The following is a 15961-nucleotide window of genomic DNA, read 5'->3' as shown; positions in this document are numbered from 1 at the left end:
CCATAAGGATAGGAAATAATTGAATACAAAGCGAGAACATCCAATCGTTTTGTTGATTAGAATTGCTTGTGCCTGATTTGGATAGATACGAAACTTATAGGCTTTATTCATCATTATTTGATTCACCTCCATTTCGGTATATGACTATTATGCACCAAACGTACATTCGATAGGTAGTCGAGTAACACTTTCTGTATGTCGAACAATTAAGATGACTTCCTGCAATCCCTTGTTCGAAGCCAATTCATCTCCTACCTTTCATTTCCGAATAATATTTTTAACCCTGTTGATACTATTTCTACAACTTAAAGTTACAAACTATTTCTGTAAGCGTAGCGTTTCTTTTGTACAACGAGCAGTTAGTTTTATTAACTAGCTGCTTTGGTGTGCAAAATGAAGTTTTTGTCCAAGTTTTTCACCATTTGATAAAATAAACATAATAATAGTTAATGAACAGACATTTATAATCAATCTCCTAAGGAGCACTTTAATTAGGTGCTCCTTTCTACATATACAATTTAGATATCGTTGCGATATATAACTTTGAAGTTATCTCCATCTTTTCCCCGGCTTAACACTGTACGTGCGACTTTCATTGCATACAGCGTCCCATCTTATCCTTTTATACTAGAGCAACTAGATTACGAACAATATTGTACTCACCGATGTATTCATTCCCTTTTCTTACGAAAGGTCCCATCATCTTACTCGATCCTGTGAGTTACATATAGTTGATTTAGTTTTCAACGAATAAGACTAGGGACTATCCCTCTACATTTGTTACATGCTTCGTTGATACGTGTCCCCACCTTCACAAGAACAAATCAATTTCGGTTCGTTAGAACCGTATATGCACCTGTCTTCTAGTAGGCTTTAGTGACATTTTCTTGCTTACCACGTTCCGATTGACTTAGCTATACATATATCCTTAGGTGCTTGCTGTAAGCCTGTTATCTTTACATCCTCATCGTTAGATGTTCCGAATTTCATATCATTTACTCTTACTTTTCGGTAGATAACATCGTCATTAACGACATACACATTTCTAATGTATTAATCCTTTAGAGCCGTACATTCTCACCATAGATATTTTGTAGCATCCCGACCTATCCATTACCATATGATTTCTCACTTAGGTTTTGTTCAGCTAACTTCACCTAGCTTCATACAATTTGTGACTATTATCATGCCTTGCATGTAGGAGTATTAGATAAGTAGTTTAAGCTCAACCTGGCGGTGTTTCCATTCCTACCTTCAGTCAAACAGTTGTTGTCATCAAATTAATAACCCTCCTATTTCGTGTTTGCACACTTATAAGGAAACGTGTCGTGCAAATAAGAATTTTATTTAGTTTTCTAGTTACTCTGGATTCCCATAAATGCTACCAAAAACTTAAGCCTTCTATCTCATCCTAATCAAATACCATATAGCATAGCTCGATATACTCGTTATCTCCCACCCCATAATTCCGATCCATATCATTTGGAACTTTGAATAACTGATTACTAAATCATACAATATCTCCTTCATAAACCTCCTTACCATTTTTATCTTTTAAACGTGTGTATAGTAGTATTTCACAGTGATCTTGTTGATCATGAACGAATATCCAAGCACTTTATACTGCTACCACATACCCTATAAGATGTTTGGAATTTACTACATTATTTGAAATTAGAGTTAGGAGGATTTAATATGGCAAATTGTAAAGGTTTAGCTTGTTTTTTATTCTCTTCATGGCCAACAGGTACAGTTGTTACAGTTACTACTAGATCAGGTCAAATTATTGGACCTGCTACTTTTTCACTGTTCTTTCCAAATCTTTGTGCGGTGGTATTGGTAGAAGAAGATGTGCTGACCCCCTCTTCAACCAATACTATATTCATAAGTTGTGAAGATATAGAAAGCGTTACTTTAACCACACCTTAAGATGATTTAAATGGTTCTAGTTCAATCTATAAAAAAGACATTCTAATGAATGTCTTTTTTATGAAAAAATCTAATCAGAATAATCACAAATGTATTATTCTATTTTATCTATCACTTCAATAATTTTCTTTAATTTAATTTTTTCCCCTTCTAAGGGTTACTTGTCTACACATCCTTCTACATACTTTCATATGATACAGTATATTGTTTAAAGGAGGGACAAATTTGTTCTTATGTAATTTATTCCGTTGTTCAGGTGGAGTATGTAGTATTTTTAAAAATTTACAACCAGGCGAAGTCGTTACTGTGACTGGTAAATCTGGAAATATTATTGGACCTGCTATTTTTACAAATTTTAACCCTAATACTTGTATCGTCACATTAGAAGAGGAAAATCCACTTACTCCTCCTACTATAAGTATTACTAAGATCAGTTGTAAAGAAATAGAAAGTGTTACGTTTAGCTCATAATATATTTTATACCTAAAGCAGGGATTGAAATATGAAACTCTTATACATTACTTCTGGTTACTCAAAAATCTATCAATATCTAGATCAAAGCATACAGAGAACACTTATCAATCAAAATTTCGAATGGTTAGCAGTACAGCCGAGTGAATTAATAGAGCAATTAGATTTCATTACAACAACGTTTCATCCTGATATTGTTTTCACCTTATTAGGTAATCATCTACCGCAAATAGCCATTCAATATTTTAAAAAAAGGAACATTAAATTAGCTGTCTGGTTAACTGAGGACCCATTTTATATAGACACTTCTCTTCTTCTATTAAATAACTTTGATTTTATATTTACTATCGATAGTGAAGCACTTAAATATTACACAAGTTTAGGATATACCAATGTATATCACTTACCATTAGCAACTAATATAGATGTATTTAAACCTGGTCTAAAAAATTCAAAATATAAAAGTGAAGTATTGTTCATTGGATACCCTTATCCAACCCGAGTAAAATTGATACAGTTTCTTTTGGAAAAAACTCCTTATCACTATACTGTTATTGGTCAACATTGGAGAAATAAGTTAATTAAAAAATGGAAAAATCACCGAAGAATTAAGATTATAGAAGAATGGATTCCACCTCAAGAAGTTGCGTTCTATTATAATAACGCTAGTCTCATATTAAATCCTCATCGTAGTTATATGTTTCCACAGAATAAAAATAAAAATAGAGTAAAAAGTAATACCATTAATAATCGTACATTTGATATCGCCGCTTGCCAAGGCTTTCAAATTATAGAAGAAAAATCTGATCTTTCATCTTTCTTCAATAAAGATGAAATTATATCCTATAACAGCTTTAATGATTGTTTAAATAAGATATCTCTTCATTTGAATGATACGATTTCAAAAGGATTAATGATCGAAAAAATTCACACAAAAGTTATTACACAACATACTTTTCATGAGAGAATCAATTTTATAACGACTATATTACGATCACAACTTAATTGATTTATTAAATTAAAAATTTCTTTTCTTTTATAATCATTCTGAATAAATTAAAATGCCTTTTCAATTTTATGAAAAGGCATTTTAATTTATCTTTTCCCGTCAGAAGACTCCCTCCTTAATTTTCCTGCAGGTGTACTAACACCAACAAATAGATAGGAGGTACATGTCGGTTAACACAAGCTAACATGTTTGCTACTATATAATTGAAATGAATTCTTATTAGTATTTCAGTATACTCTATCAAATTAAATCCCATGAAATAGGTGTTCCTTTTTTGATATCTTTACTCGCTTTCTTTCCAATAATTTTGGATAGGTGTTTTGGTAATAAGCCATTACCTGGTCTAATGGCTTTAATATTTTCATTCGTGAATACCTCTCCCGCTTTTATGTCTTCTACAACATATAATGACCTTCTAAACTTTAAAGAGTCTTTTTCTAAATTAGTTGGTCCATAATATACATTACCTAAAGATTCCCATGCTTTTTCAGTTTCACTTACTAATAATTTAAATTCAGCGGGTTCCATTGAAAATTCAGCGTCTACACCTCCGTCAGACCTCGAGAGTGTTAAATGTTTCTCAATTACTGTGGCCCCCAAAGCAACACTTGCTACAGATACCCCTACTCCAAGTGTATGATCAGATAAACCTATTTCACATTTAAATAACTCCTTCATATGAGGTATGGTAGCTATGTTTGTAGATTTTGGTGATGCAGGGTACGTACTTGTACATTTTAATAGAATTAATTCTTTACATCCCTCTTCTCTTGCAGCCCTTACTGTTTCATCTAATTCAGCAATTGAAGCCATACCTGTCGAAATGATTATTGGTTTTCCTGTTGCAGCTACTTTACGTATGAGGGGAATATCAGTATTTTCAAAAGATGCGATTTTATAACAAGAAACATTTAATGACTCTAGAAAATCTACAGCAGTTTCATCAAATGGCGTACTAAATGGTATCATTCCTAATTCTGTACAGCGATCAAAAATTGGTTTATGCCACTCCCATGGTGTATATGCTTCTTTATATAAATGATAAAGTGATTTACCTTTCCATAAGCTGTTCGTATCCTGAATTAAAAAATCACCATTTTCTATATTTAAAGTCATTGTATCAGGTGTATATGTTTGAATTTTAAATCCCTGTGCTCCAGCCTCTGCAGCTGCTTCTACAATTTGCAATGCTCTACCTAATGATTGATTATGATTCCCTGACATTTCTGCAATGATAAATGGTGGCGAGTTATTGCCAATCTCTCTACCACCGATATATACATTAGTCATGTTTTTCACCTTCAAGTTCTTTTTTTATAGCTTTTTTCCTTTCCATCCATTGCTCATAAAACAGTGTCATTTTAATGACATCAATATATTCATTACCCTTGCAAATATGGTTCACATATCTTCCATTTTCTACAAACCCAAGTTTCTGATGAAAGTTTAAACTAATCCGATTTAATTCTAATATTTCTGCACACACTTTTTGTATGCCTTTTGTTTCAAAAATAAAATCTAATGCTAATAAACCTAATACAGTTCCAGCACGTCTTACGCTTTGTTTGTCACCTATATAAAATCCCCAATAACAAGTCCGATTCATTTTGTCTATTTTTGTAAAATTAACAAATCCAATTGGTTTTTCTTTATATATTAATAATCTTGCAATTTTTGTATCATCCATTTCTAGTTTTTTATACCATTTTAAATGTTCGTCTATTGTAATTTCATGATCTTCATACATAACCGTACGTATTTCTTTTGTATTCCTCCACTTTAAAATAAGTTCTAAATCTTTCTTTTCTAAACTTTTCAATTGAAAATCCCCTATATCTAACATGCTATCCTCCTAAAATAATTTTTGCTATTTCATCTGAATTACTGGCGCACTGTATAGAAAGAGCCTTATTAGACATTTCTTTCACTATATTAGAATTTGATAAAAGCTTGCTTAGACATTTCGTAATCGTTTCATCCGAAACACTTTCAGCTGTACCAATATTCCATGTAGCACCAGCTTTCGACACAGCCTGGGTTACTTCAATTTGATTTGGAGCAGTTGTAATTGTTATAGAAGGTAATCCAAGAAAGCAGCGTTCCCATGTGGTTGTGCCACCAGCTCCTATCCCTAAATCCGCTCGTACGATAAACTCTTCCATATTCTCTATTTGACAATAGAACGAGGCATTAGAAATACTCCTGCAATAAGATTCAATCTCTTCTTTATGGGGATTTTGACTTCCTACTACTACATCTACTTTTAAAGTATCGCTACTTATATTTTGTATAGCTCTTAATGTTTTTAATGTTTCATTCGTTGCATCATGCCCCCCAAAAAATACAAAAATGCGTTCAATCTCGCCTGTTCTTTTTCTTAAAATTTTTTAGCAGCATGAAACTCTGGTCGTAATATGGCATATTTAGGTCCTAATTTCACTAATGATTGCTCTGGTAATAAATCTTTATAGCGAGTATTAAGGTTATCATATAAATTTTGATCTAGTAATAAATCACAGTCATGCATTCGATTTGCAAGATCATCAATTACCATAATCTTTCTTACAGTTTTTCTTAAAGCAGTCTCCCACTTATTATCTAATCCATAATGATCAACAATTAACCAATCAAACTTGGGAAGTTGCGACAAAATATCATTGGTCTGTTGTGCATCAACAAACCAATGATATTTTAGCCAATTCAAATAACTCCCGTGTACTGTACTTGAGAAATTCGTATTTTCACCATCTGCATCTAATAAAAACACATGAAATCCCTTATTTAAAATATATTGCTGCAGATCACCTTGCAGCTTACGGCAAATGAAATAAATCTGAGCACCTTTACTCCGTAACTCATGGGCAAGTGTTAAACAACGCATAATATGACCGGTCCCTATTTCAATAGATGCGTCGGCGCGAAAGGCAATTTTTTTCTCAAGCAAGTTACTCCCTCCTCACTAAAAGCGCTACAATTTATTAATTTATTAATTTATAATTTTGTTTCTCTATTTAACTCATCTACTAACGATTTTTGATTTATATATTTTAGTTTCACATGACTATTGATTTGAATAAGTTCAGGATTTCCTAGGATGTAATCTTTTATTTGATGAAAAAATAAAGGTTTAGATTTTACATTCAGACTTTTATAAAGTTCATTGAACATATCTAAATCTGGTTGTTCATCTAATGTTAGCCTCCAAGTAGGGTAACGAAATGGAGGAGGGAGTTTTACTATATTGACTTGGAATAAATGGGGATTATTTACAAAATACAACGGAAGGTATTCTGCATAGGTTAAAGTTTTTTGGGTTTGTAGCAATCGTTCGATTGCCTCTAATGTAAAAATATACTTAACTCTGCTTGTGTATAATCTGCACCGCTTTTCAAATGTTCATCTAGTAAAAAAGTATTGATTTCTGGTGACACAACTGGGCAATCTCCTGTAATCCGCATTACAATATTTGCATTTTCTTGTTTGGCAGCTTGGAATATGCGATCAGCAGTATTTTCTGGATCACCTCTGAAAATTTTAACCTTCCCGTCTAAATCAAATTTTTCCAAAGGATCATCTTGTGCTATATCTGAAGTAGCAAGTATGACCTGATGTTTTCCTGGAATAGCTAATGTATTTATAAGACATCTTTCAATGGAAGTAATTCCATTTATTGGTAATAATGCCTTTAAAGGTAACCTAGTAGATTTTAACCGGCAAAGTACAATTATTACTACTTTTGGAGGTTCCATAACCTCTTTTGATAATGGGGTACCTGCAGACAAATTATATAAAGCTATCTGAGGTAACAATTCCTCTGCTTCAAGCTGGTTCAGTGCATTTTCAACAACATCTAGTTCCATAGCTACTTTATTAGCTGTAATAATCTCTCCTTTTTTAATATCAACTTTTGTAACAGCTTTTAACAATTTTTGATTTTGCAATCTTAATAACACCCCTTTCACTTAATGTTTAGTAACTCTATAAAACGAAATAACTTTTCTCACTGCTTTTATTACATCCCATACATCAGCTTCTGTCATTTTAGGAAATAGAGGCAGCGTAATGATTTCCTCATATACGTTTTCTGCTTGTGGACAAAGGCCTTTTCTATAACCTAAATTTTGATAAAACGGTTGTAAATATACGGGTATATAGTGCACATTCACACCGATATTTTCTTTTTGTAATGCCTCGTAAATTTCTTTTCGATTGCCCTTTAATAATTTAGTATTTAAACGAATAATGTAAAGATGCCAACTTGAGTCGGTTTGGGGCAATTGCTTTGGTATGATGATTTCAGATAGACAACTAAATTCTTTATTATAGATGTCTACATATTTCTTTCTAATCTTAATAAAAGAGTCTAATTTATTTAACTGTGATAAGCCAAGAGCAGCTTGTATATCTGTTATTCTGTAGTTGTAACCTAAGAATTGCATTTCATAATACCAAGGCCCATGATTTTCAAGAAGTTTTTGAGGGTTCCTTTCAATTCCATGCGTACGAAATTGAACAAGTTTTTCATAAAACAGTGGATTATTTGTAGTAATTACCCCACCCTCTCCTGTAGTAATATGTTTCACTGGATGAAAACTAAACATTGTCATATCACCAATTGAACCAATCTTTTTATTTTTATATGTGGCTCCTAATGCGTGGGCTGCATCTTCAATGATAATTAAATCATTTTCTCTTGCAATTTTTATTATTGCATCTAACTCTACAGGTTGGCCCGTAAAGTGTACGGGAATGATGGCTTTTGTTTTGTTTGTAATCTTTTCTTCAATAGATTTAGTACTAATGTTGTATGTTTCATAGTCAATATCAGCGAATACTGGTTTTCCACCCTGGTATAATATGCAATTCGCGCTTGCTACAAATGTCATTGGAGTTGTAATTATCTCATCTCCCTCAGTTATGCCAGCTGCATAGCAAGCAGCATGCAGAGCAGCTGTACCATTTGAAAAAGAAACAGCGTATTTTGCTCCCACATATTTTGCTAGAGCCTCCTCAAACTGTTGAATCGTTGGCCCTGTCGTTAAAAAATCCCCTTTTAATACATCTACAACCGCCTGAATGTCATGTTCATCAATTTGTTGTTGACCATATGGCAAATTTGTTTCTCTAACAGGCTTTCCTCCATGTATACCGAGAATTTCCCTTACCATTATTCTTTCTCCTTAGGGTTACTTTTTAAAGATTTAATCCACTCTTCTGTTTTAATAACTCCATCTTCTAAAGAAACTTTCGGTTCCCAACTCAATATTGTTTTTGCTTTTTCATAGTTACATAATAATTTTTGAATTTCACTTTGTGGATGGATATGAGTTACATGTTGAATACTTACTTTATTTCCTGAAATCAATTCTGCTAATTTATTAATTGATATATCTTGTCCTGTTCCTGCGTTAATAATATGACCATTTGCTTTTGAAGAGTATCCTACCGCCACAACAAAATCCGCACAATCTTCAACATATAAAAGATCTCTCGTTTGTTTCCCATCTCCATAAATATTTAGTGGTACATTATCTAATTTATTATTTATAAAAATAGCAACAACCCCACCTTCACCACCAGTTTTCTGGAATGGGCCATACGTATTAAATGGACGAATAACCACAACTGGCAGCTTGTAAGCATAATAGTAAGATAAAACCATGTTTTCAGCAGCAATTTTTGACCCAGCATATGGAGAAGCTGGTTTAATAGGATCTAATTCTGATATTCCCTGCATTTTAGTGGCTTTATCATATACCATACAAGTACTCATAAAGACCATTTTGACATTATACTTAAGACATTGTTCTAACAAATTAAAAGTACCAATTGTATCATTTTCAAAAGTTGTTCTAGCATCATCTATACTATCTTGAACATTGATACTCGCTGCTAAATGATAACAAAGGTCAAATGAATTATTTTCAAATAATTGAGCAACTAATTTTTTATCTTTAATATCTCCTTGAATGCATTGTTTTAAATTTAGATCGTGTGCAAACTCGGTAATATTTGCAGTAGTTGAATTTGCTAAGTTGTCTAATATCCATACTTCATGCTTATCCTGCAATAATCTCTTTACAACCCACCTACCAATAAAACCTGCACCACCAGTTACTAATATTTTCATAGTTTCTCCCCTCCTGTTAATAGTTTCTGGTTTAATATTAAATTTCTAAGCTCTTCTTTTGAAATAGCATTTTGATTATCAGAACGGTAAAACCCTGCCTTCGCCCTTTTTGCATTTTCATATTGAGCACCCTTTTTTAATGGGCTAGGAATGATAAACATATCTGGTAATTCAAAAGCCTGTAAAGATTCATCATGTGTCATAAGTTCTTCATACATTTTTTCACCAGGTTTTAACCCAATTTCTTCAATTTTAATATTCTCCTTGGGCAATCCATATAACTTTGTAACTTCTTCTATCATCACTTCACTTAAATCGTTTAATGAAATAACTGGCATTTTTAATATAAAAGTTTCACCACCCTTTGCTATTTTCATTGCTTCAATTGTTAACATAGTTGCTTGGGTCAGTGTCATCATAAATCTACTCATACTAAGATCCGTTACAGTTATTTTTTGGTTTTCTTTAATTTGTTTTTCAAATAAGGGAATAACAGAACCTCTTGACCCCATAACATTTCCAAAACGAACACTTGCGAATATCGTTTCACTTGAACCTTTTGAATATTCCGCTGACGTAATCAATCTTTCAGCAGTCAATTTTGTCGCACCGTAATTATTTGTTGGTGAAATCGCTTTATCAGAACTTGTAAAAACTACCTTTTTTACTTTCTGAGCAATTGCCGCTTTTATTACATTTTGTGTTCCAAAAATATTGGTCAAAACAGCTTCAAACGGATTATATTCACAAAAAGAAACATGCTTCATCGCTGCCACATGGAACACATAATCAATATTTTCCATCGCACTAAATAATCGATCATAATTGCGAATATCCCCGATTAAATAGCGAATATTTCGATTTTTTTCCCTGAATTCTTCTTGTAATAAAAATTGATTATATTCACTTCTACTAAAAACCCTTACAACTTTTGGCTTTTCTTCTAGAATATTAGAAAGAATGCTCTTTCCAATTGTTCCTGTTCCACCAATAATTAAAATGTTTTTATCTTTAAAAAACATATAAATGCATACCTCCTCTGATTGAAATAATTTTTAGTCAAGAAAACTCCCTTCTCAATTTGTATGTAGTGCTATTGCACCAACAAATAGGTGGGAGAAAAATTAGCTTTTTGAATAGCAAAACATACGATGCTGTTTTAAATTTTTGGTACAGGTTGCTCATTGAAAACTGAAAATATAAGGTTGTTTAAGGAGTTATCTTTGGTTGAAATAAAGATATTTTTTTCAAACTCTAACTACAACTGCGTTTCTTCTATTAGCTCAATGGACAGTTGTTTATAAAAATTATTTACTTTCATATTATTTTTTACATCATCGTCTAAATATTGATAAAAATTACTCAGTAATGGCAAACGGATATTATAATGGTTTAGCTCAGAAAAAACATTTATATATTCTGGATTTATCGCCCAGTAATTTGCAAAAAGATATCACTCAACATTTCACCCTCTTTTTCTTCTTAAGTCTTCTCTTAATTCTTTACATGTTCTTTGTAGTGGTAATAATTGTACAAATTCATTTTTTTCTTCTGCAAATAACTGCGCATGTATTGAATGTGAAGTAATATAATTGATATCTAAAATTTCATCTAAAGGATGAAAATCCCAATAATGATTTAATCTCCAAAAAAAGCGTGCATCTCCTATACGATAAAATTGAGGATCTTCATCCCAGTAAGAATTCCACCTTTTTTCAAGAATCGGTAAAACAGAGGCTCTATGCATAATAGAACAATGATCAATTGTACATGGAGCATTATTAGTAATTTTTTTGGCAGCTCTTTCAACAGTTTTAATAGGCAAATCTGATTCATCTAGATGAATCGTTTTTGATGCAGAATAAATAATTTGAACATCTTTATTCACATCAAGATAACTAGACATCTTTTTGAGTCGTTCTTTTTCATATTGATTATCATCAGTAATATAAGTAATATACTCCCCCTTCGCATGCTTAAGAGCCTCATTAATTAGAGCCGCATATCTGACTTTTTTTGTCCGTTCAGAAATATGGGCCACATTACTTTTATAAAAATGTATATTTTCCTTATTTATAAATGGTTGAATTACCTTCTGGGTCATTTCATTAGAATTATCATCCATGATAAAAAGCTCAAAATCTTGAAAAGTTTGGTTTAATACACTTAATATCGATTTTTCAACAAACGTAGGCTTATTGTAACTTGTCATTATAACTGAAATTTTAGGCAAATATTCCTCTCCTCCTTATAACCAAATACAAAAACAGTTACGTTATTATATAAACAGAAAGGACAATCCGTTCCGATAATTTTTAAAAAAATTTATATATATATTAAAGTCTATAGCAGCGTTTATATTTATCTATATATCTCTTTTTACTCCACTATAGTCCATACCATTTCTATGAAAAGGTAATAAACTATCCAAGTACAAAAAAGAATGTATCAATAAAGGTTTATTATTATCTATTAGACTTCGCTAGAAAAAACATTCAATATTCTCAGAAGAGGTGACGATTTTGCAACCCCTAATTTCAATTATCCTTACTAGCTATAATAAGCCATCATTAATTAATCAAGTTATTGAAAGTGTTCTAATGCAAACTTATAAAGAATGGGAACTTTTTATTATGGATGATAACTCTTGTCCAGAAACTATAAATATTATAAAAAATTATTTAGATGACCCTCGAATTTATTATGAAAATAGTTTTATACAAGATAATGAGAGATATAAAACCACAAGATATGCAACTCTCATCAATAAGGCACTTCCATTAACACGTGGGGAGTATATTTGCTATTTAACGGACGATACTATGTACGTTCCAAACAGATTAGCTGAAATGTTATCTTTCTTAGAAAAACAACCTGAAATAGATATAGTGTACTCTTCTCAATACGTAAAATATGTTGATTATAATCTACAACCTATTCATGAATATGTAAGAGAAGCTTCAAAAATTTTATATACAGCTGCAAATGTTGTGGATCACTGTTCAGTTATGCATACTAGAAGAATATTATTAAAGGTTTATGAAAAATACTGTGAATATTGGGATACAAATCCTTTATATTGGTTTGTTGGAGATGCGATGTTTTGGAAACGCCTAAATACATTCCAGCCTTTTTATCCCATTAACAAAGTGCTCGATATTACTTTTAAAACACCATTTTCCTTCCAAAATTTATATGCTAACCTCCCTTCCAAAGATTTAAATGGTATTTTGTTTAGCAATTCACAAGGTGAAGTATTTTTAATTGATAATTATAAACGTAGGCTTATATCGAAAGAAATGCTTTCCTACTTCAAATATAATCAAAATGAAATTGTCTCAATCCCTGATCCCTTTATCTACAAATATACTGAAGGTCCTCCCATAACCCTTACTGAATCAATCCCAAATCTACGGGTTGTGCAAAACGAAAAAGAAGAATTATTTTATATAGAAAATAATCAAAAACGTCCATTCATTAACACCATAGCATTTCGCAAATTAAAATTTTCAAATCAAGAAATTATTAAAGTTTCACAAAGTAGTTTAGATAAATTTTCAGATGGACCACCTATTTATCCGAATTTATCTCATTACACGATTCTACCCGAAGGAAAAGTATTTATCTATCATCACAATTATTTCATAATGACAGATTACATGCTTCATCCAATAGATAAAGACATATTGCAAAAACTATATTTATTAAAGAACTGTATACCAATTTCAAAAACTAGTTTATCCTTCTTTAAGATTGGTCCTCCTATTTCATCATACCCCTCTCACTTAGCTAAAGAATACCAAGAAGAATGATATAAGAGGATAGTACCAATAAGAGATATTGCTTCAAAAAATAAACATGATACAAATTGTATTTTTTCATTTTCCATTAAAATTTTGGTACAATTTTGGAAATAACCTTCTTAAAATACCTAAATCATATTAACAAAGGTTTTCAATGAGTTGCACTAACTCAAAAATAAAAGTCAGTCTCAATAAAGAGAAATGACTTCTATCTATATCAAATACTTCCTTAAAATTAGGGAATTTTACAGAATAACAAAGTATTTGTAACGATAAATTTATCAATATAATATAACATTATTAACGAAGGCTCTTTTCACTTCTAGATTGTCAAATTCTCACTATAACTAAAAAATCTTCTCATCTTATATAAAATGAGAAGATTTTTTCAGTGGAAAGGTTTCTTGTTACATCCTTGACTTTCTAGCGATGTTTTACCACGATGTCCAGCCACCATCAATGCAAATATTTTGCCCCGTTACATAGCTTGAAGCATTAGATGCAAGAAAAACAATCAACCCTTGTAATTCCTGGGGATTTCCAATACGACCTAGCGCTGTTTTTTTCTTTAAATTTCGAATAAATTCTTTATTTTTCTGAACTTCTGTATTAGGAAATGGACCTGGAGAGATAGAATTAGCTCTAATTCCTTTTAAACCATAGTGACACGCAAGATACCGAGTAAACTGTATGATAGCAGCTTTTCCTGCTCCATAATTCGGAGGATTATTAAAGCCTGAATCGCCATAAATAGAAGGGTCTGGGGAAACAACACCATACATTGAAGAGATATTAATAATATTTCCTTTATTCTTCGGTAGCATATATTGTAATGCCTTTTTAGTAACCCGAAACACATTATTTATAGAACCATCAATTCCTGTTTCCCACTCCGATTCTGTCATTTCTTCAATAGTCTTTCCTGCTCCAAAGTAAGCATTATTAATAAGAATGTCTATCTTATTATCTGAATTATAAATCTCCTCAAATGTATGGTTTATTGATTTACTATCTGAAACATCTAGAGCATATCCCTGACATTTCACATTATATTTTTGATTTAACTGATCAGCTAAATTCATACATTTTTCTTTGCTTCTACTAACTATCATAACGTTTGCACCATACTTAGCCAGCCCTTCAGAAATTGCAGAACCAAGATAACCAGATCCACCAGTAACAATTGCATTCTGGCCTTTTAAACTAAATAATTCATGTTGATTCATTATTCACCCTCCATAAGTTCGGATTAATAATTATCTCAGGTATATCCTTAAATAATTTCTTTGCAGTATTAAGAACTTTCTCTTCTAATAAAGGTGAATTACAGATTTGAATATTTTCTTTTAATTGATCTACTGTTTCACAACCAATAATAATCTTATCAACTTCTTTCAATTCTCGAACAAATAATAAAGCCAATTGCGCTCTACTTAAATTGAATTCCTGAGCTAAAAACTCAAATTCTTTTATTGGTTTTTTAGCGATTTGTAAATAATCGGGAATTTTTTCCGTATCCATTAATAGCAACCCTTGAAGATATGGGCTTCTAGCATGTATTTCTATTCCTTTTGTTTTCAGCTTTTGTAGTAGGCCTGAACAAATTAGACGTTGATCAAATATATTTAAAGGAACTTGAATCATATCAAAACAATCAAATTCCAAAAACCGCTTAACTTCATCAGGTGTATAAACGGATACACCAATCTTTTTGATTACTCCCCCTAATTTCAATGTATTTAATTTTTGAATGATATATCCATTATGTGAAACCATATTTTTAGAATCATGTAACAGGCAACAGTCTATAATATTTGTTTTCAAATTCATCATAGATTGTTTAATATATTTATCAATTAAGCTATCTAAATGCTCAATACCAATATTTTCAGAATCAATCATAGGTATTTTAGTTACAACCTGAAAATTTTTTTCTGTTGTTTTGCTTGAGACATATTCACCTATAATAACTTCACTATTTCCATAAGAAGACGCTGTATCTAACACATCTATACCATTATTTATAGCATATTTGATGATATTTAAAGCCTCTTCCCTATCAGGTTTACCCATTATATTTCCTATTCCATAATGAAGACCCAGCTGAACAGTACCTAATGCTAATTTCATAGAGCACCTCCATAATAACCACTTAGGCTAGTTAGATATTTTAAACAGAATGACAATATATATTTACATTGAACTGCCCCTACCTTCACTCCGTTTAAAGGAGGAGCTCTTCTCCTTCACATGATAAAGATTTCTTATTTATTTTTAGTTATCAAGATTGCGTATAAAAATGTTGATGTAAAGAGAATAAAGCCTGAAATTTTTGGGCCGAATGTATATAGAATTTGTGGCATTTTCTATACGTACGATACGACAAAGAAAAAATGGATTTATCTTTTATATCCTTATGAAATCGAAAATCAAATTCGTTCCTATAGGCTCCTTCGTACAACACGGCAGACCTTACTGACCGCAAATAGCGGGATAAAGCAGGTAAATAGTATCCTGCCCAGTATATGAAAGTGACTGCTATTTGGTACAAATGATTTTAGATCTCGAATAATTAAAAGCTCACTTAAAGAATGCTACGGTGATGCGATTGCACACTCT

At 31.7% G+C, this 15961-nt stretch carries 14 protein-coding genes and 3 pseudogenes; 4 read left to right on the top strand and 13 right to left on the bottom strand.

The annotated features are described in order from the left end of the window. Both MR167_RS03795 and MR167_RS33620 read right to left on the bottom strand, forming a co-directional pair. On the bottom strand, positions 1–117 hold a 117-nt coding region (locus MR167_RS03795), incomplete at its 3' end, for a helix-turn-helix domain-containing protein (RefSeq protein WP_242313976.1). Positions 118–1510: 1393 nt separating this feature from the next. Further along, on the bottom strand, positions 1511–1576 hold the full coding sequence (locus MR167_RS33620) for a YopX family protein (RefSeq protein ID WP_098298235.1): 66 nt from the start codon (positions 1574–1576) through the stop codon (positions 1511–1513). Between the two features lie 119 nt (positions 1577–1695). Between MR167_RS33620 and MR167_RS03790 the strand changes: the two genes are divergently transcribed. The 3 genes from MR167_RS03790 to MR167_RS03780 all read left to right on the top strand — a co-directional run bounded on the left by MR167_RS03790 (position 1696) and on the right by MR167_RS03780 (position 3409). Beyond that, positions 1696–1929 (top strand): hypothetical protein, encoded by a 234-nt coding sequence (locus MR167_RS03790; RefSeq protein WP_001262458.1) that lies wholly within the window; start codon positions 1696–1698, stop codon positions 1927–1929. A 225-nt stretch (positions 1930–2154) separates the two neighbouring features. Beyond that, the gene (locus tag MR167_RS03785) at positions 2155–2400 is read left to right on the top strand and encodes a CGEA protein (RefSeq protein ID WP_242313968.1); all 246 of its coding nucleotides are present in this window, start codon (positions 2155–2157) and stop codon (positions 2398–2400) included. A gap of 31 nt (positions 2401–2431) precedes the next feature. Then, positions 2432–3409, top strand: a complete 978-nt coding sequence (locus MR167_RS03780) for a CgeB family protein (protein WP_000772277.1) — start codon at positions 2432–2434, stop codon at positions 3407–3409. Positions 3410–3649: 240 nt separating this feature from the next. Here MR167_RS03780 and pseI read toward each other — a convergent pair whose 3' ends face one another. From pseI to MR167_RS03735, 9 genes and pseudogenes are all read right to left on the bottom strand, one after another. Next, positions 3650–4699: a pseudaminic acid synthase gene (gene pseI / locus MR167_RS03775; protein ID WP_242313966.1), complete on the bottom strand. Its 1050-nt coding sequence runs from the start codon at positions 4697–4699 to the stop codon at positions 3650–3652. Then, positions 4692–5252, bottom strand: a complete 561-nt coding sequence (gene pseH, locus MR167_RS03770; protein WP_242313964.1) for a UDP-4-amino-4,6-dideoxy-N-acetyl-beta-L-altrosamine N-acetyltransferase — start codon at positions 5250–5252, stop codon at positions 4692–4694. Before pseH ends, pseI begins: the two co-directional genes overlap by 8 nt. Before the next feature lies 1 nt (position 5253). Beyond that, positions 5254–6353, bottom strand: a pseudogene (pseG, locus tag MR167_RS03765) (UDP-2,4-diacetamido-2,4,6-trideoxy-beta-L-altropyranose hydrolase). A gap of 47 nt (positions 6354–6400) precedes the next feature. Further along, positions 6401–7371, bottom strand: a pseudogene (locus tag MR167_RS03760) (cytidylyltransferase domain-containing protein). Then, complete coding sequence (gene pseC, locus MR167_RS03755; protein ID WP_242313962.1) at positions 7372–8577, bottom strand: UDP-4-amino-4,6-dideoxy-N-acetyl-beta-L-altrosamine transaminase; 1206 nt, start codon at positions 8575–8577, stop codon at positions 7372–7374. Beyond that, positions 8577–9539 (bottom strand): dTDP-glucose 4,6-dehydratase, encoded by a 963-nt coding sequence (locus MR167_RS03750; protein WP_242313960.1) that lies wholly within the window; start codon positions 9537–9539, stop codon positions 8577–8579. Before MR167_RS03750 ends, pseC begins: the two co-directional genes overlap by 1 nt. Further along, the gene (locus MR167_RS03745; protein ID WP_000465152.1) at positions 9536–10561 is read right to left on the bottom strand and encodes an SDR family NAD(P)-dependent oxidoreductase; all 1026 of its coding nucleotides are present in this window, start codon (positions 10559–10561) and stop codon (positions 9536–9538) included. The genes MR167_RS03750 and MR167_RS03745 overlap by 4 nt, the downstream gene beginning before the upstream one ends. A gap of 239 nt (positions 10562–10800) precedes the next feature. Continuing rightward, positions 10801–11000 (bottom strand): annotated as a pseudogene (locus MR167_RS03740) (CDP-glycerol glycerophosphotransferase family protein); the annotation flags it as partial. Positions 11001–11004: 4 nt separating this feature from the next. Then, entirely contained in the window at positions 11005–11772 is a 768-nt protein-coding gene (locus tag MR167_RS03735) for a glycosyltransferase family 2 protein (protein ID WP_001124413.1), read from the bottom strand. 289 nt (positions 11773–12061) lie between these two features. On the opposite strand from MR167_RS03735, the gene MR167_RS03730 reads away from it, so the two are divergent. Further along, on the top strand, positions 12062–13351 hold the full coding sequence (locus MR167_RS03730; RefSeq protein ID WP_001182747.1) for a glycosyltransferase family 2 protein: 1290 nt from the start codon (positions 12062–12064) through the stop codon (positions 13349–13351). A gap of 425 nt (positions 13352–13776) precedes the next feature. Here the strand turns inward: MR167_RS03730 and MR167_RS03725 are convergent, their stop codons facing one another. Together MR167_RS03725 and MR167_RS03720 are read right to left on the bottom strand one after the other, a co-directional pair. Further along, a complete protein-coding gene (locus MR167_RS03725) occupies positions 13777–14568 on the bottom strand; it encodes an SDR family oxidoreductase (RefSeq protein ID WP_001071530.1) in 792 nt (263 codons plus the stop codon). Next, on the bottom strand, positions 14555–15472 hold the full coding sequence (locus tag MR167_RS03720) for an aldo/keto reductase (protein WP_000761598.1): 918 nt from the start codon (positions 15470–15472) through the stop codon (positions 14555–14557). Before MR167_RS03720 ends, MR167_RS03725 begins: the two co-directional genes overlap by 14 nt. Positions 15473–15961 lie beyond the last annotated feature (489 nt).

Origin of the sequence: Bacillus cereus group sp. BfR-BA-01355 (assembly GCF_022663675.1) — a bacterium.
Taxonomy (GTDB): domain Bacteria; phylum Bacillota; class Bacilli; order Bacillales; family Bacillaceae_G; genus Bacillus_A; species Bacillus_A thuringiensis_S.
Note: the sequence above shows the minus strand (reverse complement) of the source record. Positions and strands in the feature narration are given on the sequence as shown.